Origin of the sequence: Corynebacterium sp. ACRPF (assembly GCF_022347395.1) — a bacterium.
GTDB lineage: Bacteria > Actinomycetota > Actinomycetes > Mycobacteriales > Mycobacteriaceae > Corynebacterium > Corynebacterium tuberculostearicum_D.
Genome location: NZ_JAKRNB010000001.1, coordinates 129,460 through 153,280 on the forward strand (window position 1 = coordinate 129,460; position 23,821 = coordinate 153,280).

25 protein-coding genes are annotated in these 23,821 nt (G+C 59.1%); 4 read left to right on the forward strand and 21 right to left on the reverse strand.

Annotated elements, in window-relative coordinates; all coding sequences use genetic code 11:
* Nucleotides 1-82 precede the first annotated feature (82 nt).
* Nucleotides 83-919, forward strand: a complete 837-nt coding sequence (locus MHX61_RS00595) for a spermidine synthase (RefSeq protein WP_239191459.1) — start codon at nt 83-85, stop codon at nt 917-919.
* Here the strand turns inward: MHX61_RS00595 and MHX61_RS00600 are convergent.
* Nucleotides 900-2,060, reverse strand: a complete 1,161-nt coding sequence (locus MHX61_RS00600; protein ID WP_239191461.1) for a glycoside hydrolase family 25 protein — start codon at nt 2,058-2,060, stop codon at nt 900-902. The genes MHX61_RS00595 and MHX61_RS00600 overlap by 20 nt on opposite strands.
* Nucleotides 2,061-2,268: 208 nt before the next feature.
* On the opposite strand from MHX61_RS00600, the gene MHX61_RS00605 reads away from it, so the two are divergent.
* The gene (locus tag MHX61_RS00605) at nt 2,269-3,438 is read left to right on the forward strand and encodes an HNH endonuclease signature motif containing protein (protein ID WP_239191463.1); all 1,170 of its coding nucleotides are present in this window, start codon (nt 2,269-2,271) and stop codon (nt 3,436-3,438) included.
* Here MHX61_RS00605 and MHX61_RS00610 read toward each other — a convergent pair.
* The 6 genes from MHX61_RS00610 to MHX61_RS00635 are packed head-to-tail and all read right to left on the reverse strand — an operon-like array spanning nt 3,435 to nt 9,082.
* Nucleotides 3,435-4,550: a cysteine desulfurase family protein gene (locus MHX61_RS00610; RefSeq protein WP_239191465.1), complete on the reverse strand. Its 1,116-nt coding sequence runs from the start codon at nt 4,548-4,550 to the stop codon at nt 3,435-3,437. The genes MHX61_RS00605 and MHX61_RS00610 overlap by 4 nt on opposite strands.
* A complete protein-coding gene (locus tag MHX61_RS00615; RefSeq protein WP_005323364.1) occupies nt 4,550-5,491 on the reverse strand; it encodes an electron transfer flavoprotein subunit alpha/FixB family protein in 942 nt (313 codons plus the stop codon). The genes MHX61_RS00610 and MHX61_RS00615 overlap by 1 nt, the downstream gene beginning before the upstream one ends.
* 8 nt (nt 5,492-5,499) lie before the next feature.
* Nucleotides 5,500-6,282, reverse strand: coding sequence for an electron transfer flavoprotein subunit beta/FixA family protein (locus tag MHX61_RS00620; protein ID WP_239191467.1), 783 nt, complete (start codon nt 6,280-6,282; stop codon nt 5,500-5,502).
* Nucleotides 6,283-6,306: 24 nt separating this feature from the next.
* A complete protein-coding gene (locus MHX61_RS00625) occupies nt 6,307-7,440 on the reverse strand; it encodes an SAM-dependent methyltransferase (RefSeq protein WP_239191468.1) in 1,134 nt (377 codons plus the stop codon).
* Nucleotides 7,437-8,264: an NUDIX hydrolase gene (locus MHX61_RS00630; RefSeq protein WP_239191469.1), complete on the reverse strand. Its 828-nt coding sequence runs from the start codon at nt 8,262-8,264 to the stop codon at nt 7,437-7,439. Before MHX61_RS00630 ends, MHX61_RS00625 begins: the two co-directional genes overlap by 4 nt.
* Nucleotides 8,261-9,082 (reverse strand): ABC transporter ATP-binding protein, encoded by an 822-nt coding sequence (locus MHX61_RS00635; RefSeq protein ID WP_005327654.1) that lies wholly within the window; start codon nt 9,080-9,082, stop codon nt 8,261-8,263. The genes MHX61_RS00630 and MHX61_RS00635 overlap by 4 nt, the downstream gene beginning before the upstream one ends.
* A gap of 58 nt (nt 9,083-9,140) precedes the next feature.
* Between MHX61_RS00635 and MHX61_RS00640 the strand changes: the two genes are divergently transcribed.
* The gene (locus MHX61_RS00640) at nt 9,141-11,150 is read left to right on the forward strand and encodes a maltotransferase domain-containing protein (RefSeq protein WP_239191471.1); all 2,010 of its coding nucleotides are present in this window, start codon (nt 9,141-9,143) and stop codon (nt 11,148-11,150) included.
* Nucleotides 11,151-11,194: 44 nt separating this feature from the next.
* A complete protein-coding gene (glgB, locus tag MHX61_RS00645) occupies nt 11,195-13,312 on the forward strand; it encodes a 1,4-alpha-glucan branching protein GlgB (protein ID WP_239191472.1) in 2,118 nt (705 codons plus the stop codon).
* Nucleotides 13,313-13,316: 4 nt separating this feature from the next.
* Here glgB and MHX61_RS00650 read toward each other — a convergent pair whose 3' ends face one another.
* The 14 genes from MHX61_RS00650 to atpB all read right to left on the reverse strand — a co-directional run bounded on the left by MHX61_RS00650 (nt 13,317) and on the right by atpB (nt 23,804).
* The gene (locus tag MHX61_RS00650; RefSeq protein ID WP_239191474.1) at nt 13,317-13,709 is read right to left on the reverse strand and encodes a low molecular weight phosphatase family protein; all 393 of its coding nucleotides are present in this window, start codon (nt 13,707-13,709) and stop codon (nt 13,317-13,319) included.
* A gap of 20 nt (nt 13,710-13,729) precedes the next feature.
* Entirely contained in the window at nt 13,730-14,656 is a 927-nt protein-coding gene (locus tag MHX61_RS00655) for a tetratricopeptide repeat protein (RefSeq protein ID WP_239191475.1), read from the reverse strand.
* The gene (locus MHX61_RS00660) at nt 14,657-14,965 is read right to left on the reverse strand and encodes a thiamine-binding protein (RefSeq protein WP_005323373.1); all 309 of its coding nucleotides are present in this window, start codon (nt 14,963-14,965) and stop codon (nt 14,657-14,659) included. It abuts the gene before it with no gap.
* Between the two features lie 10 nt (nt 14,966-14,975).
* Nucleotides 14,976-15,260: a hypothetical protein gene (locus MHX61_RS00665; protein ID WP_234447200.1), complete on the reverse strand. Its 285-nt coding sequence runs from the start codon at nt 15,258-15,260 to the stop codon at nt 14,976-14,978.
* Entirely contained in the window at nt 15,260-15,952 is a 693-nt protein-coding gene (gene nucS / locus MHX61_RS00670; RefSeq protein ID WP_179386385.1) for an endonuclease NucS, read from the reverse strand. The genes MHX61_RS00665 and nucS overlap by 1 nt, the downstream gene beginning before the upstream one ends.
* Before the next feature lie 23 nt (nt 15,953-15,975).
* Nucleotides 15,976-16,452, reverse strand: coding sequence for a DUF2550 domain-containing protein (locus MHX61_RS00675; protein WP_239191476.1), 477 nt, complete (start codon nt 16,450-16,452; stop codon nt 15,976-15,978).
* A gap of 185 nt (nt 16,453-16,637) precedes the next feature.
* Entirely contained in the window at nt 16,638-17,006 is a 369-nt protein-coding gene (locus MHX61_RS00680) for a F0F1 ATP synthase subunit epsilon (protein ID WP_049361376.1), read from the reverse strand.
* 10 nt (nt 17,007-17,016) lie between these two features.
* Nucleotides 17,017-18,462 carry a F0F1 ATP synthase subunit beta gene (atpD, locus tag MHX61_RS00685; RefSeq protein WP_049361377.1) on the reverse strand — a complete coding sequence of 482 codons (1,446 nt, stop codon included), beginning with the start codon at nt 18,460-18,462 and terminating at the stop codon, nt 17,017-17,019.
* 3 nt (nt 18,463-18,465) lie between these two features.
* Nucleotides 18,466-19,455 carry a F0F1 ATP synthase subunit gamma gene (locus MHX61_RS00690; protein ID WP_239191478.1) on the reverse strand — a complete coding sequence of 330 codons (990 nt, stop codon included), beginning with the start codon at nt 19,453-19,455 and terminating at the stop codon, nt 18,466-18,468.
* A gap of 50 nt (nt 19,456-19,505) precedes the next feature.
* Complete coding sequence (atpA, locus tag MHX61_RS00695) at nt 19,506-21,146, reverse strand: F0F1 ATP synthase subunit alpha (protein WP_023021750.1); 1,641 nt, start codon at nt 21,144-21,146, stop codon at nt 19,506-19,508.
* 60 nt (nt 21,147-21,206) lie between these two features.
* Nucleotides 21,207-22,022 (reverse strand): F0F1 ATP synthase subunit delta, encoded by an 816-nt coding sequence (locus MHX61_RS00700; protein ID WP_239191482.1) that lies wholly within the window; start codon nt 22,020-22,022, stop codon nt 21,207-21,209.
* Nucleotides 22,023-22,028: 6 nt separating this feature from the next.
* Complete coding sequence (locus MHX61_RS00705) at nt 22,029-22,601, reverse strand: F0F1 ATP synthase subunit B (protein ID WP_239191484.1); 573 nt, start codon at nt 22,599-22,601, stop codon at nt 22,029-22,031.
* Between the two features lie 44 nt (nt 22,602-22,645).
* Nucleotides 22,646-22,888 (reverse strand): ATP synthase F0 subunit C, encoded by a 243-nt coding sequence (locus MHX61_RS00710; protein ID WP_049361381.1) that lies wholly within the window; start codon nt 22,886-22,888, stop codon nt 22,646-22,648.
* A gap of 103 nt (nt 22,889-22,991) precedes the next feature.
* Entirely contained in the window at nt 22,992-23,804 is an 813-nt protein-coding gene (gene atpB / locus MHX61_RS00715) for a F0F1 ATP synthase subunit A (RefSeq protein ID WP_049361382.1), read from the reverse strand.
* Between the last annotated feature and the right edge of the window lie 17 nt (nt 23,805-23,821).

Genomic DNA, 23,821 nt, shown 5'->3' on the forward strand with positions numbered 1-23,821 from the left:
TTCACCTTGACTACAGGCCCGAAAGTCTACTCCCTAGCCCCAACGCGGTTTAAATCGAATCCATTCCCTAAGCTTGTGTGACATGGGCAGAAAGCGAGCTTCCACCGATCCGGGAATCACCGGCACCTACGACATTTCTACCGGCACGGCCGAGGTAGTGCCGGATGAGTTCCGCGATGGTGCCTATATCCTCAACGTTAATGGCGTGCCAAGCAGCCACATTGTGCTCGGCGAACCGGAGGAGCTCGAGTTCGAGTACATGCGCTGGATTGCGGCGGCGGTTGAGCACCTCAATACTCGACCCTCAAATAAGCTCCGCGTCACCCACCTAGGCGGCGCGGGATGTTCCCTCCCGCGCTACTTCGCTAGCAGGCTCCCGGGCAGCCGACACACCGTGGTGGAGTTGGACGCCAAGCTGGGCGAATTGGTGCGTACGCTTTTCGACGTCCCCCGTTCCCCCACCGTCAAAATCCGCGCCGGCGAAGCACGCAAAGAAACCGAGGGGTTCCTTCCGTCCAGCCGCGACATCATCATCCGCGATGTCTTCGCAGGCGATAAGACACCCGCCAACCTCACCACCGTGGAATTCTTTCAGGCTGCAAAGCAGTCGCTGGCGGCGGGCGGCCTCTACGTAGCCAACTGCGGAGACCATTCCGATCTCCAGCTGGCAAAGAGCGAGCTCGCGGGCCTGGATAAGGTATTTGACCACCTCGCCGTCATCGCGGACCCACCGATGCTCAAAGGCCGGCGCTACGGGAACATCATCCTGGTGGCCTCAGATACAGAAATGCCAGCCGAGGGCTCCGTCGAAGCCGCCCAGCTGGCAAAGGCACTCCTTGGCGGGGCAGTGCCCGCCCATTACAAAGACGAGGCCTGGACCCGCGCGTTTTTCACCGGCGCTACTGCAGCACGCGATTAAGCAGCGTAGCTACCTGCGCCGCGTCGAAATCAGGCACGTCAGCGCCGGCATTCTTGGCGGCATTCTTAGCTTCCGATACCTCCGACTCGGAGACGTTGCCTGACTTAACGTTGTTCACGTGACCGGCATTGTCCAGCAGGATAGCTAGGTCGCTGACGGAGAAGTTGCCCTTGGCCATATCGCCCAGGTCCTCCACTGGGAGGGCATCCTTGTCCTTAAGGGTCTTTACGAAGCCAGCCAGGCCCTCCGCCGCTTGGGGATCGAGGCCGGACTTTTGGGCGGCGTCGGCAAGCTGCGGAATCGCAATCAACCCCGCTGCCAGTGCCAAAATAGCGCCAATGAGCGGCGTACTATCGGAGCTCAAGTCAAGACCATCGCTGACAACCAGCTGCTCTAGCGCGCCGCCGACGTCGACGTAATTGCCGTCACTGAAAGACTGCAGCTGCTGCTTGGAACCATTAAACAGGTTCATATCGACGTCGGTAGAAATGCCTGCTACCTTGCCAGAACCAGAACGCTGCCAGAAGGAAAGTTCCTTCCATCCGCCCACCGCTTCAGGCGCCTGGTCCTGATAGGCTGCAAGCCACAGTGGCATATCCGAGAACTTCTGGGAGTTATTCATCTGCCCCATCCAGAAGTACTTGTAGGTGTAAATCATGGGCGTGCGGCCGGTAAGACGCTTGAGCTCGCTAGTAAATTCTTCAATCCACTGCTCCAGCTGTGCCGCAGACTTTCCTTCCGCCACCTCGATATCAAGTGCAGGAGGCAATGTCTGATCTGGGGCAAGGGCGATCTGCGCGGCGAAGTTGGCCGCCTGAGTCTTGGCGTCGCCCGCCGGACGTGCGTAGTGGTATGCACCGGTCTTGAGTCCAGCAGCATTAGCCGCCTGAATATCCTGTACGTAGTGGGGGTTTACCCAATCCCCGCCTTCGGTAGCCTTCACAAATGCAAAGGACTGTCCGTCGGACCGCACTTTAGACCAATCAATGGGCATGCCGCCCGGATGCTGGTGCGCCGCCACGTCAATGCCCTTAGGTGCACCAAAGCTCACCGCCTGGGCAACGGCGGTACCACTTACAGCTAGTGCAGCCACGGTGACTACCGCAGTAATGCTCTTTCGGAGTGCCTTCTTTGAAGTCATGCGCGTGAGTTTAGCAACGCCTTCACTTCTGTCACATCTTTAACACGCACCACTTGAGATATTTTTCTTTACTTCCGTTTCCCCCTTCTGGGAATACAACCTTTTAGAACACATATTTGCCCATAACTCTTGCGAAGCGGCAGGACACGGCTTAAAATGGACACCATGAAACTACGCACACTAGTTCTACTAATCGGGGGATTTAATCTTGGATGCCTACTACATAGTCAATGACCCCAACGATCCCATAGCAGTTAAAGCCACAGAAATCAGAAAGCAAGATTACCTGTTCTGGAGAGAGGTCAAGCCAGATCTAGAGGACGATTTCGACATCTCCTGCCACACACTTTCTACCCGGACGGGCTTAAGCGAGCGGCGCACGCGAGACATAACAATGGCCCTATATCGACTCGCAGAGCTGCCACTCACAAAAGCACTCCAGGAAACCTATTACTTCCTGGATTTCTCTCGTCTTATTACTATCGACGCCGTGCTGAGCAAGCTTGGCGACATCCCGACCGAGATACTCGAGCGGATAGACCAAGAGCTCGCGAGCTACCTGACCCCCACTAAGCCCGGCCAGGTACTGCCTTCGAATACGAATTTGCGGCGAAAACTAAATGGCCTCATCGCTGTAGAGGACCCAAACCCCAAAGAGGATACGGGGTCTGACACAGGGAACGACTCCTATTACACCTACCCCAGCTTCGGCGGAAAGGCCGGACTAGCAGTCGAATTCGATGAAGCAACCATGATAGCTATCGATGAACACGTCAGTAAGGCTGCCGAAGAGCATAATCTCACCAAAGCTGAAGCGCTAGCCAAGTTGATTCTGGGCGAAATAGAGTCGCGGACGAAAGTGGTTCTTCACATGTACCGAGCCCACGACCAGGAGGCGGCTCCCGCATTTATCCGGGGATTCGGGTGGGTAAGCCCAGAGACCGCTGACAGTCTGTGCCCCACCCAGACGCGAGACATGGATCGTGCCAAAGGAATGGAGAGCGAAAGCTACGTCACTCCCCCGCTCATTGGCGCCTACGTAGAAGGCCGCGATGGCGTGTGCCGATTCCCGGGCTGCAATCGCCCCGCAGAAAACTGTCAAAAGGACCACCGAATTGACCATGCACAGGGAGGGAAAACTGCGGGTAGCAATTTGGCATCGTTATGCCAGCATCACCACAACATCAAGACCGGTGGTGGCGCCTTCTACATCATGGACCCGCATACTGGGGACATAGTATGGCTCTTTGACGATGGCCGCTGGGAATACGATGAGCCCCAAGGACCGCTAGCGCCCAAGAACAAGAACTGGGCGCTAACAGTAGGCCAAGCGATCGCCGCCCGGCGGGCAGCAGCAAAGGAAAGGAATGATAGCTAGACGGAGCGGGCTCGAGAAATGACCTCCGGCAGATGAGCCAAGACGTAGTCAACGTCCTCGTCCGAAGTGAGCCGGCCAAGAGTAAAGCGCAGGGAACCGATTCCTTCCGCCTCACTTACGCCCATTGCTTCGAGGACATGGGACATTCGGTTAACGCCAGCGCTGCAAGCACTGCCGGTAGAGGCCTCGATCTGCAATGAATCCAGCAGCATGATGAGGCTATCGCCGTCAGCACCGGGGAAAGAGACGTGCAGGTGGGAAGGCAAGCACGGCTCAGCGGAATTGACCACCGCGTCATCGATGGTGGCAAGGATTCCGTCGCGCAGCTTATTGCGGAGAGCCGCAATTCGCTCGCCTTGGATGGTGATTTCGGAGACTGATTCCTCCAGCGCTGCAGCCAGACCGGAAGCGCTCGCGACGTCTACGGTGCCTGGGCGAATACCTCGCTCTTGGCCGCCACCGTAGGCGATCGGCTGTGGCGCAGGGCTGCGCTTGGCCAAAAGCAGGCCGATGCCGCGGGGACCGCCGAACTTGTGGGCACTGGCGGCGAGGCTGGTGACCCCTAGCGAGGAAAAGTTGATGGGGACTTTGCCCACGGCTTGGACCGCGTCGACGTGCACGGGCGTGCCTGTCGCATTCGCTCGGGCTGCGATCTCTTCGATTGGCTGAATGGCGCCGGTTTCGTTGTTGGCCCACATGCAGGTAGCGACGTCGGCAAGCGTGTCTAGGACCGACAGATCTGCGATGTGCCCAGAACGGTCGACGGGAAGGATATCGACGGCCGCTCCGGTTTTCTCCAGCTTAGAGACAGTATCGCGCACGGCCGGGTGCTCAATATCGGTAGAAACAATGCGGTTCGTTTGCCCAGCCGCGTAGAGGCCCTGAATGGCGATATTGTCCGCCTCGGTGCCAGAAGAGGTGAAAATGACTTCGATGGGCTCGCAGCCGAGGAGGGAAGCGACCTTTTCGCGGGCATCATCCAGCACGGACCGAGCCTTGCGGCCAGAACCATACTGCGCGCCGGAGTTGAGGGAGCCGGCCGCCGCCACCCACGCGTCAATCGCGCTCTGGCGCATCGGCTGGGTAGCGGCATAGTCGAAGTAGTGCGGCATTATTGGCGCGCCTTCAGTTCCTCGGTCAGGGCTGGTGCGATTTCATGCAGGTCACCCACGACGCCGAGATCAGCGATCTGGAAGAACGGCTCATCCTGGTCTTGGTTGACCACCACAATGGTGCCGGAAGTCTGCATACCGGAGGTGTGCTGGATAGCGCCAGAGATGCCCAAGCCGATGTAGAGGTCGGGCGAGACGGTAACACCGGTCTGGCCGATCTGATAGGCGGCGTCATAAAAGCCTTCATCGACGGCGTCGCGGGTGGCGCCGACTGCGGCTCCGAGGGCGTCGGCAAGCGGCTCGACGACGGCGCCGAACTCGTCGCCCACGCCACGGCCACCTGCGACGACTGCCTTGGCCTCGGTAATTTCCGGTCGTGCGGACTTCTGTGCCGGAGTAAAGGAAGTTACCTTGACGTCTTTGCCCGTGGCGGCCGGCAACGGCATCGGCGCCGGCTGCGCCTCCACTTGCTGTGGCGCAGCCTCAACCGCGCCTGGGCGGAGGGTGTAGATCGGGCACTGGCCAGCGGCGGTGGAGGTGGTCTCATAAGAACCACCGAAAATACTCATCTTGGCGGAGCCATCAGCGGCGATGCCATTGACATTGACCAGCGCGCCAGAGGCGAGGCGAGCCGCGAGGCGGCCGGCAATCTCATTATTGGCCGGAGTTGCGGCCAGCACGATGGGCGCTGGGTTTGCAGCGCCAAGCGCATGCAGGGCATCGACCTCCGGGGTAAGGAACCGCTGGTCATAATCCTCGGCCGTTGCCTGAACTACCTGTGCGGCGCCGAGGGCGGCAAGGTCGGCATCGAACTTATCGGCCTGCTTGCCGACGACCACTGCGGACACCGTACCCAATTCCCGCGCGGCCGTAATCAGCTCGCCGGTAACGGGAAGGAGGTTGTCCGCGTCGTGCTCAACTAGTACGTAAACGTGCGACATATCTACTCCTAAATCAAGTTCTTTGCGGACAGGAAGTCAACGATCTTCTTCGCTGCGTCCTGCGGGTTGGGCTCCGAAATAACTTCGCCGGCGGTGCGCGGTGGGCGCTTCTCAGCGGCCGACACAGAGGTCGTCGGCGCAATAGCCTCGATGCCCAGATCAGCCAAGGTGAAGGTGGTGATTTCTGCCTTCTTAGCTGCCATAAGGCCCTTGAAGTTGGGGAATCGTGGCTTGTCGCTCTTATCGTTCACCGTAACGATCGCCGGCAGTGGCGCCTCGAGTTCCCAGGTACCGCGCGCATCATCGCGGGTGCCCTGCAGGGTGCCGTCAGCTAGCTCTACCTTGTGCAGGCCGGTAAGGGCCGGCAGCTGGCGGTATTCGGCGAGCAGGCCGGCAAGCAGGCCGGTGGAGGCGTCGGAAGCCTCGGCACCGGCGGTGATCAGCTGGACGTCGTCAAGCTTATTGAGCGCGGCATTGAGGGTCCACGCGGTCGATAGCGCGTCCGCTCCAGCCAGGGAGTCGTCAGAGACGAGCACGGCATCGTCGGCGCCCATGGCCAAAGCCTTACGCAGTGCCTCGTCGGCTTGGGCCGGCCCCATCGTCAGCGCTACGACCTTGTAGCCAGCATCGGGGTTATTGTCGCGCAGTCGCAGGGCTTGTTCCACGGAGTACTCATTAGCCTCATCAATGACGTTATCCACGGAGGTGCGATCCAGGGTGTGGTCATCGTTCAAAGACTTGGTAGACCACGTATCCGGCACGTGTTTGACCAGAGCCACGATAGTTGGCATTGGGCACTCACCTTTCCGATATATTTATGTTGCGTAATTATCCTCGGACGATAATACTCGGGGTTGACACAGCAAGGCGATTCCCTGTGAGCCAATTCGCGTAATGATGACCGCAAAAGGTTTCTTTCCCTTCAGCTTCATCTTCTTCCGCAGCTGGTCAGGGTCCACTTCTACCCCGCGTACAAGGATTTCTAGGCTTCCCGCATCATAGGATTTAAGTACGGATTTTAATCTCTTTAGGGGTACTTTTTCTATGAATGGAAATCCCGAAGTCCCCTCCGGAATCCTCTCTCCTGTCAGGTATGCGATGCGCGGATCGATTTGATGCAGCCCTTCCCTGGCCGCGTAATGCTGGACCAATCCCGCTCGCACGATGGCCCCATCCGGGTCGATGAGGTAACTGCCAATGTCTCCGGCATCGGGTAGGTTGTCTGCGCGGTCGTCGAGGACATCTAGCTTGCCTCCACGAATCACCACTGCCCTTCGGCCGCTGCCAAGGCCTGGGGTATAAAGGCAGGCTTCTTTTACCCCGCCATCGACGCTTGCGACGGTAACGAGACCATCCCACTCGCTGAAATCAAGGCCAGGCGCGCACTTGATGGCCAATTCCTTGCCGCGGTGCTTGTCGACGACCTCCGGGAGCGGTGGCACCAAATCCTCCGGCCGCGTGATCCGCCTGCCGCCGGCGCGGCGGGCCGGGTCTGCAAGGAGAACATCGGCAGTGGTAGTAGTCGTCAGCGCATCCGCGCGGAAAATCCTGGCGGAAGAGAGGTTATGCCTCGCCATTCTTACCCGTGATTCATCCAGGTCTGAGCCAAAATAGTCGAGCGGAGAGTTATAGCCTTCGGTGCCGATAGAACAGGTGACGTCGTGAACGCTGCGCACTCCCTGCTCGGCGAGGAATTTCGTCCGATACGCCGCCACTTCGAAGGGGGTTGCTTGCTGGGCGGAGTCCGCATCCATAAGCCAATCGTGCGGAAGCTTGCCGGAACTGCGGGCGGTTACCAGCTCCATGACCGCGCGGCCATACTCACCGAACTTAGACTTTAGGATTTCGGTGTCTTTGAGCCGAGAAGCCTTGGTTAAGGTGAGGTCGAGGTGTGGTATGTCCTCTTGGTGCTCGGCAAGGAAGTCAACTTCTGCGGGGGTATAACTCATATTCGGTCTAAAGGGGTGGTGGAGAAGAATTCGCGGTAACGGGGATCTTCGCGGGGATCCCCAATGACGGGGCGCAGGTCCGAAAAGGACGCATCCTCTAGGACCTCTTGTACGGAGGAATACTTGCTCAGCCTCTGCATCTGTGCCCACGTGGGGATGGCAAGGCGCACCAGCCCGGCGCGCCAGCCGTCCAGGATGAGCTGCGGGGAGAACCATCCGGCATCGTCTGCTTCATCGGTATCCCCATCGGGTTCTTGGCCGGAGGGCAACACCCCAACGAAGAAGAAGGTGTCGAACCAATGGCTCTTTCCCTTTCCTACCCAGCGCGCCCAGGGAAGGAGCATATCGGCGTCGACACGCATGCCGTTATTGCTGAGGAATTCGGTAAAGGAAATGGTGTGGTTTTCTAGTAGTTTTCGCTCTTTGTGGTAGCGCCGCGCATTGGAGACAATGCCGTCCTCGCGGATGGCGAAAAGGGTGCCGGCCTCTTCGAAGAGCTCGCGGGCAGCGGCGAAAACGAGAGCGTGGGCTTTGTACTTGGTCACGCCCATCCGGCGGGCCATGGAGATGACAGACTTTCCGGCCCATAGCTCGCCCGAGTCCCAGGCACGCGGCGGAAAGTCACGGGGGTCTACACCGCCGCCTGGAAATACTGAATGCCCCGGGTAGTTGTGCATCGTGTGGACGCGCTCTTGTACCCACACTTCAAGACCGTCAGCGCCGTCCCGAAGGAGCAGGACGGTTGCCGCCAGGCGCCCACCGTGGAAGCCGGTGGTATCGCTGGCGTCAATGGCATCGAGACGATCATGAAAAGGATTGGTCATAGAGAAGCTCGGCGGGCGAAGTATCGCTGTCCAATGCGGTCCACCTGAATTGGCTGGTGGAAGGCGCGAGTCAGGTTTTCGGAGGTGAGGACGGAATTAATCAGTCCTTTTGCCACAACTTTACCCTCATCCAACAGCATGGCGTGGGTGAAGCCATAGGGAATCTCCTCCACGTGGTGGGTGATCATGACTATCGCTGGGGCATCGGGATCCATAGCTAGATTGCCAAGGTATCCCACCAGGTCTTCGCGGCCTCCCAGGTCCATTCCGGCGGACGGCTCATCGAGGATGAGCAACTCCGGGTTAGACATGAGAGCGCGAGCGAGGACGACGCGCTTCTTTTCTCCCTCAGACAGGGTTCCCCACGTGCGCTCTTTGAGGTGGGTGGCGCCAACTTGGGCCAAGATGTCATCCGCGCGGGAGAAATCCATGTCCTGGTATTCTTCGCGCCAGCGGCCCAACACAGCGTAGCCGGCGGAGACAACTAGATCGTCCACTCGCTCAGTGTCCGGGATGCGCGATTGCACCGCCGCGGAGGAGATGCCGATAAGCGCGCGCAGATCGCGCATGTCGGTTTTGCCGATTTGCTCCCCCATCAAAAAGGCGGTGCCTTTCGAGGGGAACTCTTCGGCCGCGGCCATGCGCACCAGCGAGGTCTTGCCCGCGCCATTGGGGCCGATGATGACCCAGCGCTCATCGAGCTCTACTTGCCAGTCCACGGGTCCGACGAGGGTCTTGCCGCCGCGGCGCAGCTCGACGCCGCGAAAATCTACGAGCCAATCTTGATCAGTGGGAGTTACGTCGTTCACGCCTTCCATTGTGACTGATTTGTTCTTTGCCCGGTGAAATTGACACAGCTGCATTAGTCTTATGGGCATGACTACTCGCCTTGGTATTGACGATGTCCGCCCGCTTATCTCCGCCGGTTCTGTAGCCTCCAAAGCAATTGTAGGCGAGGTAATTCCTGTCACCGCCCTCGTCTGGCGCGAGGGCCACGACGCGGTCTCGGCAACCCTGTCTGCGTGGGCGGCACGGACCACGGCTACCTCCTCGGTCACCATGCAGGTTGATCCCGATGACCAGGATCGCGTACACGGCGTATTTACCCCGGGCACCCAAGGCACCTGGTACTTCCGCGTCGATGCCTGGTCCGATCCCATCGCCACGTGGAAAAACGCGGTAACCAAGAAGATGGCGGCTGGGCAATCCGCTGCTGAGCTGGCCAATGACCTGCAGCATGGCGCAGAGTTGTTTTCTCGCGCGGCTCTGCAAACCCCGTCGGATGTGGTGGAACCGCTCTTTGCGGCCGCTCGGGACTTGGGGGATGAGTCCTTGGACGTCGATAAGCGCGTGCAGGTAGCGCTCTCGGAGGAGGTGGCAGGCATCCTGCACTCGCATCCCCTGCGCGACCTGCTGGTGGAGGGCACGATCCACGAGGTATATGTGGAGCGCCCGGCCGCACTCTATAGCTCGTGGTACGAGCTTTTTCCCCGCTCCACGGGAGGCTGGGATGAAGAGGGAAATCCGGTCCACGGCACTTTTGCTACCACTGCCAAGGCACTGGAGCGGGTGGCCGATATGGGCTTCGATACAGTGTACTTTCCGCCTATCCATCCCATCGGCAAGGTGCACCGCAAGGGAAAGAATAACTCGGTCGTTGCCGAGCCTGGGGATGTGGGAAGCCCCTGGGCCATCCAAGATCACTCCACCACCCATCCGGACTTGGGCACAATGGAGGATTTCCAGAAACTAGTCACCCGCGCCCAGGAACTCGGGCTGGAAGTAGCACTCGATTTTGCTCTTCAAGCGTCGCCCGACCATCCGTGGGCGAAGAGCCACCCTGAATTTTTCACCGTACTTCCGGATGGCACCATCGCCTATGCCGAGAACCCGCCAAAGAAGTATCAGGATATTTATCCGCTTAATTTCGATAACGCTCCTGATGCCATCTACCACGAAATCTATGAAACCTTGATGATTTGGGTCGAAGCCGGAGTGAGTACGTTCCGCGTGGATAACCCGCACACCAAGCCGGCAAACTTTTGGGACTGGCTAATTACCCGCGTGCATGCCACCCATCCGGATGTCATCTTCTTGGCCGAGGCCTTTACCCGCGCCCCTCGCCTCTTCGGTCTAGCGAAGGCAGGTTTTTCCCAGTCCTATACCTACTTCACCTGGCAGACCTCTAAACAAGAGCTCACCCAATTTGGCCAGATGCACGTCGACCAAGCAGATATCTGCCGCCCCAACCTCTTTGTTAATACCCCGGATATCCTGCACGAATCCCTGCAGACCGGTGGTCGTGCCATGTTCGCCATTCGCGCTGTCCTAGCCGCGACCATGTCACCGCTGTGGGGCGTGTACTCCGGCTTCGAACTCTACGAGCACACCCCGGTAGCCCCAGGTTCTGAGGAATACCTCGACTCTGAGAAGTACGAACTACGCCCGCGCGATTTTGCGGCGGCGGCTGCCTCCGGAGATTCCCTTGAGTCCTATATCCGGCTGCTTAACCAGATCCGCCGCGATAATCCCGCTTTGCAGCAACTGCGCACCCTGCGGTTCCATGAGACCGATAATGAAGCCATCATTGCCTATTCGAAGGCGGATCCGACCACCGGCAACGTAGTCCTCGTTGTTGTCAACCTGGATCCGCGCAATGCACAGGAAGCCACCGTCACGGTAGATATGCAGGCTATCGGCCGCCACTCCGGCGAGTCCTATACCGTCCAGGACACGATTACCGGCTCTGCCTACCATTGGTCCGAGCGCAACTTTGTGCGCCTAGAGCCGCTTCGCGACGTCGCCCATGTCTTCGTCCTTCCCCCTGCCGACCACGCCCTCCAGGAACAGCTCACCTGGCGGGTAGTTAGCGACTATCGCCCGTAAATATTCGCCCACCGGACCGCACTCGAACTAGGTACTCTGATTGTATGACTATCCCGGCCGCCGACCTCGCTCGCCTCAATGACTGCCGCCACCATGACCCGCACGGTTTCTACGGTTGGCACGAAGGTACCGTCCGCACCCGCCAACCAGGCGCTACCGAGGTGCAGCTGCACACTCCCACGCAGTCCGTGTCCATGGATTTGGTCGGCGATGACATCTGGGAGGCGGAAATTGGCGATAACTGCGATTACCGCCTAGAGATCACCTACCCCGAGGCCCCTACCCGCACCGTGGCCGATGGATACCACTTCCTTCCCACCGTCGGCTCGCTAGATCTGCACCTGATTGGGGAAGGCCGCCACGAGCGCCTCTGGGATGTCCTCGGCGCCAACCTGCGTTCCTATGACACCGAGATGGGTACCGTGTCCGGCGTCTCCTTTGCCGTGTGGGCTCCTAATGCCCAGGGCGTTGCCGTTGTGGGCGATTTCTGTGGCTGGAACCCCACCCAGTATCCGATGCGTTCTTTAGGATCTACCGGAGTATGGGAGGTTTTTGTTCCCGGTATCGGTGCTGGCGAGCACTATAAGTTCGCCATCTTTAGCCACGAGGGCCGCAAGGACAAGGCCGATCCCCTAGCTAAGCGCACCGCCTGCCCGCCGGAGACGGACTCTATCGTGGATTCCACCAGCTTCGCCTGGTCCGATTCCGCCTGGATGGACAAGCGCACCGGCAAGCTCGATGTGCCCATGAGCGTCTATGAGGTGCACGTTGGCTCGTGGAAGGTTGGTGCCAACTACAACCGCTTGCGCGAGGAGCTCATCCCGTACCTCAAGGAGCACGGTTTCACCCACGTCGAGCTCCTGCCCGTGGCCGAGCATCCCTTCGGCGGATCCTGGGGCTACCAAGTCTCTGGCTACTACTCGCCTTCTGCGCGTTGGGGCTCGCCGGATGAATTCCGAGAGCTGGTCAATGCCCTGCACGAAAACGGCATCGGCGTCATCGTGGACTGGGTGCCGGCACACTTCCCCAAGGATGATTGGGCCCTTGGTCGCTTTGACGGCCAGGCTCTCTACGAGCACCCCGATCCCCGCCGCGGCGAGCAGGCCGATTGGGGCACCTATGTCTTTGACTTCGGCCGCAACGAGGTCCGCAATTTCCTCGTGGCCAACGCCCTCTACTGGGCCGAAGAATTCCACATCGACGGCCTGCGCGTAGACGCCGTGGCTTCCATGCTCTACCTGGACTATTCCCGCGATGAGTGGCTGCCCAACCAATACGGCGGCCGCGAGAACCTTGAGGCCGTGCAATTCCTGCAGGAAACCAACGCCACCCTCAACCGCACGCATCCAGGCGTGCTCACCATCGCCGAGGAATCCACTTCCTGGCCGGGCGTTACCGCCCCCACCTCTGAAAACGGCCTAGGCTTTTCCCTGAAATGGAATATGGGCTGGATGAATGACACCTTGGAGTACTTCAAGCACGAGCCCATTCACCGTTCCTATCACCATGGCGAGCTCACCTTCTCCATGGTCTATGCCTACTCCGAGCGCTACGTACTGCCGTTTAGCCACGACGAAGTAGTCCACGGCAAGGGCTCGCTGTGGGAACGCATGCCTGGCGACGACTGGAATAAGGCCGCCGGCCTCCGCGCCCTCTATGGCTACATGTTCTCCCACCCCGGCAAGAACCTGCTCTTCATGGGCCAGGAATTTGGCCAGACTACCGAGTGGGCCGAGGGGCATTCCGTGGACTGGAGCAACCTCGACGGTTGGGGTAGCGAATGGCACCAGGGCATCAAGCGCCTCGTGCGGGATATTAACCTCGTCTACCGCGATACCCCAGCACTGTGGAGCCAGGATTTCAACCAGGACGGCTTCCAATGGGTCAAGGCGGATGACTCGACCAATAACGTTCTGGGCTACGTCCGCTACGGCGCAGACGCCTCTGCCCTGCTCGCCGTGTGCAACCTTTCTGGTTCTTCTATCCCCAACTATGGCCTCTGGGTTCCACACGACGGCGAGTGGCAGATGGTGCTCAACACCGACGACGCCGTCTATGAAGGCGCCGGAAATCCACTTCCCCAGCGAGTCCGCGTGGAGAACAACTCCACGACCCTGCATCTGCCGGCCAATTCCGTGCAGTGGTATGTGTTGGAAGGCTAGTTCGCTACCGGTGCGCGCGCACGAACTCCGCCACACGGGCATCGATGTCATCGCGCAGCGCGTCCATGCGCTCTTCCCCTTCCAATCCGCGTAGCGATGGATCCTCAATGTCCCATCTCTGCGCTGGACCATCATAATCCGCATCGCCTACCACCACCACGTGGTCAACAGTTGCGGCAATCTGGGGATCCACGAGAGTGGGCGTACCCGACATCTCTACTCCCACCTTCGCCAGGGAAGCTTTCGCCTCTTTGTTGATTCCTTGCTTGACGTGCTCATCGGTAGTTTGCACGCCAGCAGAGTAAATATCCCAATCTGGTGCATGCTTGAGGGCGAGCGCCGCTGCCATTTGCGACTTGCCTCGGTTGGTATTGCAAAGAAAAAGCACTGAAGTCATGCTTTCCCATGCTACCCAAGCTAGTACAGGGCGCTCGCCAGCTTGGTGCGCGCCTCCAGGACGCGTGGGTCATTGCCCTCAAAGAGCCCAAAGAGCTCCAGCAGGCGCTCGCGTACGCGGGACTTCTCGTCGCCGGCCGTTGTCTTCATCGTCTCGATGAGGCGATCAAAGGCCTTTTCTGGGGCTCCGGCTACCACCTCGGCGTCGGCAGCCCGCATTTGCTTATCGACGTCCCCCTTATCCCCCTCCGCGGCCGCAATCGGATCCTCGGTTTGGTTGGCGGGGTCGAGGCGCTTGAGCAAGACCGTGGTGTCACGCGCCTGCTTGATCTGCACATTATCGGGCTCAGATTCCAAGATGGAGTTGTAGACGTTGAGAGCGCCATCAAAGTCGCCGGCGTTCAAGAAGCTTTCTGCTTCCTGGAGCCGCGGATCCTCTTCTTCCTCCTGTGGCTGTTCCGATGCCTCATTGCCTTGCAAGCCCTTCAGCTGTGGACCAACATTCTGCACCAAGGTATCGACCCATTGCTTTAGGGCGTCTTTGGGTTGCGCGCCCTCAAAATTGGTCAGCGGCTGTCCAGCACCCAAGGCCACGACTGTCGGCAGATTCTTAACGCCAAAGGCCTGCGCAACCTGCGGAGTAGCATCCGCATCCACGTAAGCAACCAAGAAGCTCAAGTTTCCTTGCGCGGCCAAATCCGCAAGGTCAGTCTTCAACTGCTCCGACTGGGTAGAGCGAGCAGTACCGATGAGGACCACGACCGGAACTTCCGTAGACCGGCGAACCACATCTTGGTCGAAGTTGGCCTCGGTTACCGCGAAGAAGGGTTGGATGCCGCCCGCATTTGCCTGCGGCGACTCCTGTGCCTTTTGCCGGGCCTCGGCTCGCGCCTTGACTTGGCTGAGGTCGAGCGCTCCTCCTACATAAGCATTATTTGGTGAAGTCATCTAGTCCTCCTTTGCAAGGCGGCGATTAACCGCATCTACCTTATCCGTTAGCTGGTTAGTTACGCCTTCGCGAATATCGGCCTTAACCACCAAAGAAGTGCGCGGGGAAACCGCACGCACTGCATCGGTGGCCTTCTTAATCGTGTCAAAGACCTCGTCCCATTCGCCTTCGAGCAAGGTGAACATGGCATTGGTCTCGTTGGGCAGGCCGGATTCGCGGACCACGCGCACGGCCTCGGACACAGCATCGGCCATTTCTTGGGAGTCATTATTGACCACCGCAGGGGCTACAGAAAATGCAACAATCATGCCCGCCAGTCTACCTACGCTCCCAGCAGTGGCGGTGCCAGTGCCGGCGATCGTCGCCCTGGCGGCCCACGTCCCGCGGCCAGGCAACGATGTGTGCCACCCCGGGTGGGATGTTCTGGTTACACCCCGGGCACACGTAATATTTCTGGGCCCGAGCAGAACCGATATGCCGCATGACATAGGGTTCGCCGTGCGTCCAGCTTGGCCCCTCGACCGTTTGCGAGCCGAGGAAAGTTGAGCCGTCCTTAGGCAGGGATCGGATCTCTACGGGTTTGCGCCTATTTCGCCGTGGCATTAGAACAGCCGCAATTCATTCGACTCGAGCCCACGCAGCTCTTGGTAATCCAGTACGACGCACCGAATCCCGCGGTCCTCAGCCAAGGTACGTGCCTGCGGCTTGATTTCCTGGGCCGCGAATACACCGGACACAGGGGCGAGAAGCTCATCGCGGTTAAGCAGCTCCAGATACCGCGTCAGCTGCTCTACGCCATCGATGCCACCCCGGCGCTTTACCTCAATCGCCACATTATTGTTGTTTTCATCCTTCGCCATAATGTCTACGGGGCCGATGGCGGTGGGATATTCGCGGCGCACCAGGGTGTAGCGCTCGCCCAAGGTATCGATCTGATCTGCCAAGAGCTCTTGTAGGTGAGCCTCGACGCCATCCTTGACTAAGCCTGGATCCTCGCCCATGTCATAGGAGATTTCTTCATGAATCTCAGCAATGGTGATGCGCAACTGTTCGCCCTTAGGGTTTTCCACCAGCCACAAGACCTCGCCCGTATCTTCACCGTCGAGGTCCTCAATCGCGGACTCCTTCAGGGTGCACGGGGGTGTCATCCAGTTGAGCGGCTTATAAGCGCGGTCGTCGGCATGCACGGACACGGAACCGTCCGCTTTGACGATGAGCAGGCGGTCTGCCATCGGCAGGTGGGCATCCAAGCGGCCCACGTAATCTACTGAGCATCGGGCGATTACTAAACGCATGCTCTCTACCCTAGCGGGTGGGCCTATCGCTTGGATTGACGGGTAGCGCGCTCGCGCAATTGCCGGAAGTCAAAGCGCTGCTGGCGCTTGGATGGAGCGGCCTCGACCCACGCCCCGAAGGCCATGATGCCGTGGGCGTCGGAAGCCAGCTCATATTCTTTTCCCTTAGCCCGAAAGCGAACGACCTCGGTGGCAGCGGACATAAAAGAAGCCTCGTCATCATCAAGCGGGCGGGTGCTCACTACTTCGATGTCGAGGCGGTTGATGCGCAGATCGCAGCGCGGAGAGACAGAACGGAGCTTGAAATACTCCACAAACTCTCCTTCATAACGCAACGAACCATGGCGCCAGGAAAGGGAATTCTTAGCCGGAACTCGGCGCAGGAGGACTGAAGTACCGCGCGATCGCACGGTGAAAAAGCGAAGCGCAGCCAGAAAAATAACTAGCAGCAGGGCCACTCCAAGGGCCCACAGAAGCACTGCAACCACCGTTGAATTCATGGGCCTTTTCACGCCATCCTCGCTCTGTGGGGAAACTGATTCTTTGGATTGTAGCGCCTTGAAGGGCCTACACGCCAATAAGAAAAGGCAAAGAAAAACGAAGAAGGCGCACCGGCTATAAACCGATGCGCCTTAAGAGAGCAGGAAGGGCGGCTATTGCTGCCCTCTCCTACCAATCCAAGGTATTAAGCCTTGGCGCGGCGAACTGCACGCTGTGCGGCCTCGCCACGGGACTTGGTGAGCTCGTGCTCAGAAGCGAAATCATTCTGAGCCTTCTCCTCATCCACCTCATCGGACCAGATGGCCCAATCAGCGAGGACGGTGATCTTGTCCTGGGTAACGGAGAGGAAACCACCCTGCACGGCGGCGACGCGGCGCTCGCCGTCCACTGGGTGGATGGTCACCACGCCATTATCGATCAGCTGACCGATCATTGGCTCGTGACCGGGAAGCACGCCGATCTCACCCTCGGTGGTCTCAGCCGTGACCATGGAGGCCTGTCCAGACCACAGCAGGCGCTCGACGGAAACCAATTCGGCGGTGATGTCAGCCATGTGCCTCTCCCTACTTCTCGTTCAACTTCTTGTATGCAGCCTCGACGTCGTCCAAGCCACCCAAGCCGTTGAAGGCCTGCTCTGGGTAGTGGTCAAACTCGCCATCGCAGATGCGCTCGAAGGCATCGATGGTCTCAGACAGCGGCACGTAGGAGCCCGGCAGGCCGGTGAACTTCTGTGCGACGAAGAAGTTCTGGCCCAAGAAGCGCTCGATACGGCGGGCACGCTGAACGGTGACCTTATCTTCCTCAGACAGCTCGTCCATACCAAGGATGGCGATGATGTCCTGGAGCTCCTTGTTCTTCTGCAGAATACCGATGACGCGCTGTGCAACCTCGTAGTGCTTCTCGCCAACGATACCCGGCTCGAGGATACGAGAGGTAGAGGTCAGCGGGTTCACTGCTGGGTAAATACCCTTGGAAGCAATAGCACGGTCCAGCTCGGTAGTGGCGTCCAAGTGAGCGAACGTCGTTGCCGGGGCCGGGTCGGTGTAGTCATCGGCAGGAACGTAAACGGCCTGCAGGGACGTAATGGAACGGCCCTTGGTCGAGGTAATGCGCTCCTGCAGAACACCCATCTCATCTGCCAGGGTTGGCTGGTAGCCCACGGCGGAAGGCATACGACCCAGCAGGGTCGAAACCTCAGAGCCGGCCTGGGTGAAGCGGAAGATGTTGTCGATGAACAGCAGCACGTCCTGGTTCTGCACATCGCGGAAGTACTCCGCCATGGTCAGGCCGGACAGAGCCACGCGCATACGGACTCCTGGCGGCTCATCCATCTGGCCGAAGACAAGTGCGGTATCTTGCAGCACGCCCATCTCTTCCATCTCCAGGAAGAGGTCGGTGCCCTCACGGGTGCGCTCGCCGACGCCAGCGAAGACGGAGGTACCGGAGAACTCACGGGCGATACGGGTAATCATCTCCTGAATGAGAACGGTCTTACCCACACCTGCGCCGCCGAACAGGCCAATCTTGCCGCCCTTAACGTACGGGGTCAGCAGGTCAATGACCTTAATGCCGGTCTCCAGAATCTCGGTCTTACCCTCGAGCTGGTCGAACGCTGGCGGTTCGCGGTGGATGCCCCACTGCTCACCATCGCGGCCGAGACCCGGCTCGTCGAGGCAGTCACCGAGGGCGTTGAAGACGTGGCCCTTGACGACGTCGCCGACCGGCACGGAAATTGGCTTTCCGGAGTCGATGACCTCGGCACCGCGGACGAGGCCGTCGGTCGGTGCCATGGAGACGGTACGGACAAGGTTGTCACCGAGGTGCTGAGCGACCTCGAGGGTGACGGTCTTTGCAACAGCTTCGAGCTTAATGTCGACGTGCAGTGCGTTGTACAGGGCCGGCAGTGCCTCACGTGGGAATTCCACGTCCACAACCGGACCGATGACGCGCACGACACGACCGGCGACTGCCGAAGACTGTGCATTCTGCTCTTGCAGAGCTGTAGTCATAATCTAGTCACTTTCTGCGCTGTCAGATAGCGCGCCAGCGCCACCGACGATCTCTGAAATTTCCTGGGTAATCTGTGCCTGACGGGCCTGGTTAGCCACGCGAGAGAGGTCCTCGACCATCTCGGTTGCGTTGTCAGTAGCAGACTTCATAGCTGTACGGCGTGCAGCGGACTCGGAAGCGGAAGCCTCCAAGAACATAGCAAACAGGATACGCGAGACGTACTGCGGAAGCAGGGCTTCCATGAGCGTATCTGCGTCTGGCTCGAACTCGAATCCTGCGGCAACGTCGTCCGCAGACTCGGAGTCAGACAGAGCGGAGTCACCGAGGTGGTACTCCTCATCCTGAATAACCGGCTGAACTGGCAACAGCTGCTGAGCACGCGCGGTCTGGGTCAGCATGGACTCAAACTCGGTGTAGACAACGTGTACCTGGTCAAAGCCACGTACACCGGCGCCCTCACCCTGCGCATGCAGGCCGTCGCGGCCCTTGGTAGTGCCATGGGAACCAGCAATAAAGCCATCAATCAAGTGACGGCGCACATCGTGGGTGGTCTCCCAGGTTGGATCCTGAGAGAAACCGCCCCAGCTGCCAACTACCTCGTCCTCGCGGAACTTGTAGTGGCCGATGCCCTTATTACCAGTAACGTAGCGAACTACCTCGTAGCCCTTGCTTTCCAGGAGAGCTTGCAGCTGTGCAGCCTTCTTGAAGACGTTGTTGTTATAGCCACCGCACATACCGCGGTCAGAAGTGACCACGAGAATGGCGGCGACGTTTCCGTCTTCACGCTCACGCAGCATGTCATGCTCCAATGTAGAGGCGGCAGCCAGCTTGTTCATCATGCTGGTCATCTCAGCCGCGTACGGCTGAGAGGCCTCTACCCTAGCCTGCGCCTTGGTAATGCGCGAGGTAGCAATGAGCTCCTGGGCCTTGGTGATCTTCTTAGTCGAATTAACGGACCGGATGCGGTCACGTAGTTCGCGAAGATTAGCCATCGTTTCTCCTCCCTTCTTTAATCTAGACGGTTAGTTGTGAGTTCTGAACTCTACTTAGCCGTCTTACGGGAGACGTTGAGCTCGGTGTTCTTTACGTCGCTTTCATCCAAAGGCTCTACCGGCGCCTCGGAGCCCAAGTTGTGGCCCTCGGAGGTGCGGAAGGTCGGCTGGAAGTCCTTAGCTGCCGCAACCAATGCGTCCTTGGACTCATCGGTCAACGGCTTGCCGCCGGAAATCTGCTCAAAGACCTCTGGGGTATTGGCATTGAGGTACTCGTGCACCTCGTCCTCGAAGCGGCGGACGTCTTCAACGGGAACGACGTCGAAGATGCCAGCCTCGGCGAGGTAGATGGACACCATCTGGTACTCCACCGGCTGCGGGGAGGACTCCGACTGCTTGAGCAGCTCGACCAGACGGGAACCGCGCTCCAGCTGAGCCTTGGAAGCAGCATCCAGGTCAGATGCGAATGCCGCGAAGGCCTGCAGGTCACGGTAGGAAGCCAGGTCCAGACGCAGGTTACCGGCGACCTTCTTCATGCCCTTGGTCTGTGCAGCGCCACCGACACGGGAGACGGAAACACCGACGTTAATAGCCGGGCGAACGCCCTGGTTGAACAGGTCGGACTCCAAGAAGACCTGGCCGTCAGTAATGGAAATGACGTTGGTCGGAATGAAGGCGCCGACGTCGTTTGCCTTGGTCTCGATGATCGGCAGGGCGGTCATGGAGCCAGCACCCATGTCGTCGGAAAGCTTTGCAGCACGCTCAAGCAGGCGGGAGTGCAGGTAGAACACATCGCCTGGGTATGCCTCGCGTCCCGGCGGACGGCGCAGCAGCAAGGAAATGGCACGGTAGGCCTCAGCCTGCTTGGTCAGGTCATCGTAGATAACCAGGACGTGGTTGCCCTGGTACATCCAGTGCTGACCCAGCGCTGCACCGGAGAACGGTGCCAGCCACTTGAAGCCGGCGGAATCGGAAGCCGGTGCAGCCACGATGGTGGTGTAATCCAGTGCGCCGTGCTCCTCAAGGGTGCGGCGCACGCCGGCGATGGTCGAGCCCTTCTGGCCGATAGCGACGTAGATGCAGCGTACCTGCTTATCCTTGTCGCCGGACTCCCAGTTAGCCTTCTGGTTCAAAATGGTATCGATGCAGACCGCGGTCTTACCGGTCTTACGGTCACCGATGACCAGCTGACGCTGGCCGCGGCCGATCGGGGTCATTGCGTCGATAGCCTTGATGCCGGTCTGCATTGGCTCTTCAACCGGCTGGCGCTGCAGCACGGACGGTGCCTGCAGCTCGAGGACGCGCTCCTCTTCAGCGTTGATTGGGCCCATGCCGTCAATCGGCTGACCCAATGGGTTAATTACGCGGCCGAGGAATTCCTCGCCCACTGGGATGGAGAGAACCTCGCCGGTCCTCTTAACCTCGTCGCCCTCCTTGAGGGACTCGAAGTTACCCAGGACCACGACACCGATGGAGTTGGTGTCGAGGTTCTGTGCGACGCCAATAACGCCGCCTGGGAACTCGAGCAGCTCATTCGCCATAACGGATGGCAGGCCAGAAACCTGCGCAATACCGTCAGCTGCCGAAATGACCACGCCGACCTCCTCACGGGAGGCCTCCGCGGAGTAGCTCGAGGTGTAGTTCGCAATCGCACTACGGATCTCGTCGGAGGAGATCGTCAGCTCCGCCATGTTCTTCCTGCTCTCGGTAGTATCTTCCAGCACTTACTTAAATCGTTTCTGTCGTTTCGGCTACGCCATCTGGGCACGCAGGCGGGCAATCTTGCCTGCCGTGGAGCCATCAATGACTTCATCGCCGACGCGGATGCGCATGCCACCGAGGAGGCTGGTGTCAACCTCAGAGTGAATGGACATCGCACGACCATAAATTTTGCCCAGCTTCTCAGCGAGTACTGCTTGCTGGCCTTCGTTTAGTTCACCCGCTGCGGTAACGCGCGCAATGGTGCGGTCCTGCAGGTCAGCTGCAGTATCGGCCAGTGCGGCTACGTCATCGATCGGGTTCTGCTCTGGGCGGGAGATGGCCTGAAGCACGAGTGCCTCAGTAAACATCGTGACCTTGCCGTAGAGCACGTTTGCCAGCAATCCGCGCTTGCGGGCGGAATCAGCAGTTCGGTCGGAAAGCAGCTGGGTGAGCTCGCCCTCACGGTCAAGGATCTGGGACAGGCGGAAGAGCTCGTCTTCTACCTGGCCCAGCTGACCCTGCGCCTCAGCGCCGCGCAGCAGTGCGCGGCGGCCCAGGGACACCAAGCCCTTGACAAAGTCCTTCGGGGTGGACCACTGTGCGGCCGCAGCTTCCTGGATGATGCGCAATGCGCCATCGGAAATCTTGGAGCCAAACAGGGTCTCTGCCAGGGACTTGCGTGCCTCGCTCGGGGCGGCGATATCGGTGAATGCGACGCGCAATTCGCGGTCTGCATCCAAGACATCGACAACCTCGAAGATATCCAGGCCCGCCTGCGCGGCGGTGGCGACATTGTTGTCGCCTGCCAGGATCTCATCCAAGCGGGTTTGCGAGGTTGCGAGTGCTTCGCGGCTAGCTGCCTTCATAGTTGCCTACTTTCCGGCCGGTGCCACAGAGTCGAGCTCGGACAAGAAGCCATCAATGGTGGAGGACTTCTTAGAGGCGTCGGAAAGCTCGCCGCCCAGAATCTTCTCCGCCAGGTTGATGGAGTTCTGGCCCATTTCGGAACGCAGCTCAGTAACAACCTGCGAGCGGGAAGCCTCCAGCTGCTTCTCGCCATTGGCGACGATGCGGCGGGACTCTTCTTCCGCGTTGGTCTTAGCCTCTGCCTCAATCTGCTTACCGCGCTCGCGCGCCTGCTCGCGGATCTCGGCTGCCTCTGCACGGGCGTCGGCCAGCTGAGCATTGTACTTTTCCAGAGCAGCCTTAGCCTCGGCCTGCTGAGCCTTGGCACGCTTCAAGCCGCCCTCGATCCGGTCTTCACGCTCCTGCAGCATCTGGCTGTACTTCGGAAGAACGAACTTCGCGAAAATCAGCAAGATGATGGCGAACGGAATGATTGACCAGACTAAGTCGTACATCTTGGGCAGGAGGATGGAGTTGCCGCTCTCCCACGGCAGGTGCTCACTTCCTTCTGCTGCAAGGTAGTAAATGACGTTGTTCATGGGTCTCCGTTCTTAAAGTTCGATTTACTTGTGTAAAGCGTTCTTTAGAACAGGAAGCCTGCAACGAGGCCGATGAGGGCAAGTGCCTCAACGAAGGCAATACCCAGGAACATGGTGGTACGCAGCTGGCCGGCCATCTCAGGCTGGCGTGCCATGCCCTCAACGGTCTTGCCAACGAGGATGCCGATGCCCAGGCCCGGGCCGATGGTGGCCAGGCCGTAGCCGAGGGACTGAAGGCCGTCGAAGGAGGTGGTTGCTGCGTCCTGAGCCAGGATGATCTCGTTCATGTGAAAGTCGTTCCCTTTCAATGTATATCCCGCGGGAGTGTCCTGCGGGGCGGTGTTGGTTTGATTTTGGGGTATTTAGTTAACCGCGAGGTTCGCGTTGTTGTTAGTGCGAATCTGCATGCAACGACAATTCGATGTATACCGCCGTCAGCAGGGCAAAGATGTATGCCTGCAAGAAGATGACGATAAGCTCGTAAAGCGTGAACAGAACCGCTGCGACCAGGGTCAAGCCACCCACTGCGGTCCAGGCGTTGAACTGGAAGAAGAAGAAGTTCGTAGCCGAGTACAACAGGACCAAAATGAGGTGGCCAGCCAGGAAGTTCGCCATAAGACGAAGAGCCAGGGTGACTGGGCGCATAACAAACGTAGAGAAAGCCTCAATCGGCACGACAAGAATGTGCAAGGCCGGCGGCAGGTTAGGAATAACCACCGAGGACTTGATGAACTTGCCAAAGCCATAGCGCTTAGCGCCGGCGTAAATCATGGCGATATACGCAACAGCTGCCAAGACGATTGGCATACCGATACGGGCGTTCGGAGAAATGTTCAGACCCGGCACAATAGTTGTGAGGTTCCAGAACAAAACTGCAAAGAAGATAGAGGCCAAAAGTGGAAGGAAGCGACGTCCTTCCTTCTTGCCCAAGATGTCTTCTGCGATCTGAACTCGCACGAAGTCAATCGCATGCTCGCCTACGTTTTGAATTCCTTTAGGAACCAGCTTGGGGTTCCTGAAGGCGACAACAAATAGGAGCACCAGCACGGCCGCCATCAGAAGGCGAACGAGCATGATGCGATCCAAAGCGAACCAACCGTTGGCAAAATCGCTCAACCAGAGGTCAACGACTCCGCCATCATCGGTTACGTGCCCCGGGAAAAATTCTGGGTCCAGTTCGGGTGCGTGGAAGCTACCCTTCATGGCCAATGTTGTAACGC

Excerpts from the sequence above, each read along its gene's own strand:
- MHX61_RS00660 (WP_005323373.1), bottom strand. The coding sequence starts at position 14,965 with ATGATTGTTGCATTTTCTGTAGCCCCTGCGGTGGTCAATAATGACTCC.
- MHX61_RS00630 (WP_239191469.1), bottom strand. The coding sequence starts at position 8,264 with ATGACCAATCCTTTTCATGATCGTCTCGATGCCATTGACGCCAGCGAT.
- MHX61_RS00705 (WP_239191484.1), bottom strand. The coding sequence starts at position 22,601 with ATGAACAACGTCATTTACTACCTTGCAGCAGAAGGAAGTGAGCACCTG.
- MHX61_RS00620 (WP_239191467.1), bottom strand. The coding sequence starts at position 6,282 with ATGCCAACTATCGTGGCTCTGGTCAAACACGTGCCGGATACGTGGTCT.
- MHX61_RS00600 (WP_239191461.1), bottom strand. The coding sequence starts at position 2,060 with ATGACTTCAAAGAAGGCACTCCGAAAGAGCATTACTGCGGTAGTCACC.
- MHX61_RS00635 (WP_005327654.1), bottom strand. The coding sequence starts at position 9,082 with ATGGAAGGCGTGAACGACGTAACTCCCACTGATCAAGATTGGCTCGTA.
- MHX61_RS00615 (WP_005323364.1), bottom strand. The coding sequence starts at position 5,491 with ATGTCGCACGTTTACGTACTAGTTGAGCACGACGCGGACAACCTCCTT.
- glgB (WP_239191472.1), top strand. The coding sequence starts at position 11,195 with ATGACTATCCCGGCCGCCGACCTCGCTCGCCTCAATGACTGCCGCCAC.
- MHX61_RS00625 (WP_239191468.1), bottom strand. The coding sequence starts at position 7,440 with ATGAGTTATACCCCCGCAGAAGTTGACTTCCTTGCCGAGCACCAAGAG.
- atpA (WP_023021750.1), bottom strand. The coding sequence starts at position 21,146 with ATGGCGGAGCTGACGATCTCCTCCGACGAGATCCGTAGTGCGATTGCG.
- MHX61_RS00640 (WP_239191471.1), top strand. The coding sequence starts at position 9,141 with ATGACTACTCGCCTTGGTATTGACGATGTCCGCCCGCTTATCTCCGCC.
- MHX61_RS00710 (WP_049361381.1), bottom strand. The coding sequence starts at position 22,888 with ATGAACGAGATCATCCTGGCTCAGGACGCAGCAACCACCTCCTTCGAC.
- MHX61_RS00700 (WP_239191482.1), bottom strand. The coding sequence starts at position 22,022 with ATGAAGGCAGCTAGCCGCGAAGCACTCGCAACCTCGCAAACCCGCTTG.
- atpD (WP_049361377.1), bottom strand. The coding sequence starts at position 18,462 with ATGACTACAGCTCTGCAAGAGCAGAATGCACAGTCTTCGGCAGTCGCC.
- atpB (WP_049361382.1), bottom strand. The coding sequence starts at position 23,804 with ATGAAGGGTAGCTTCCACGCACCCGAACTGGACCCAGAATTTTTCCCG.
- nucS (WP_179386385.1), bottom strand. The coding sequence starts at position 15,952 with ATGCGTTTAGTAATCGCCCGATGCTCAGTAGATTACGTGGGCCGCTTG.
- MHX61_RS00675 (WP_239191476.1), bottom strand. The coding sequence starts at position 16,452 with ATGAATTCAACGGTGGTTGCAGTGCTTCTGTGGGCCCTTGGAGTGGCC.
- MHX61_RS00680 (WP_049361376.1), bottom strand. The coding sequence starts at position 17,006 with ATGGCTGACATCACCGCCGAATTGGTTTCCGTCGAGCGCCTGCTGTGG.
- MHX61_RS00690 (WP_239191478.1), bottom strand. The coding sequence starts at position 19,455 with ATGGCTAATCTTCGCGAACTACGTGACCGCATCCGGTCCGTTAATTCG.
- MHX61_RS00610 (WP_239191465.1), bottom strand. The coding sequence starts at position 4,550 with ATGCCGCACTACTTCGACTATGCCGCTACCCAGCCGATGCGCCAGAGC.
- MHX61_RS00650 (WP_239191474.1), bottom strand. The coding sequence starts at position 13,709 with ATGACTTCAGTGCTTTTTCTTTGCAATACCAACCGAGGCAAGTCGCAA.
- MHX61_RS00665 (WP_234447200.1), bottom strand. The coding sequence starts at position 15,260 with ATGCCACGGCGAAATAGGCGCAAACCCGTAGAGATCCGATCCCTGCCT.
- MHX61_RS00595 (WP_239191459.1), top strand. The coding sequence starts at position 83 with ATGGGCAGAAAGCGAGCTTCCACCGATCCGGGAATCACCGGCACCTAC.
- MHX61_RS00655 (WP_239191475.1), bottom strand. The coding sequence starts at position 14,656 with ATGACTTCACCAAATAATGCTTATGTAGGAGGAGCGCTCGACCTCAGC.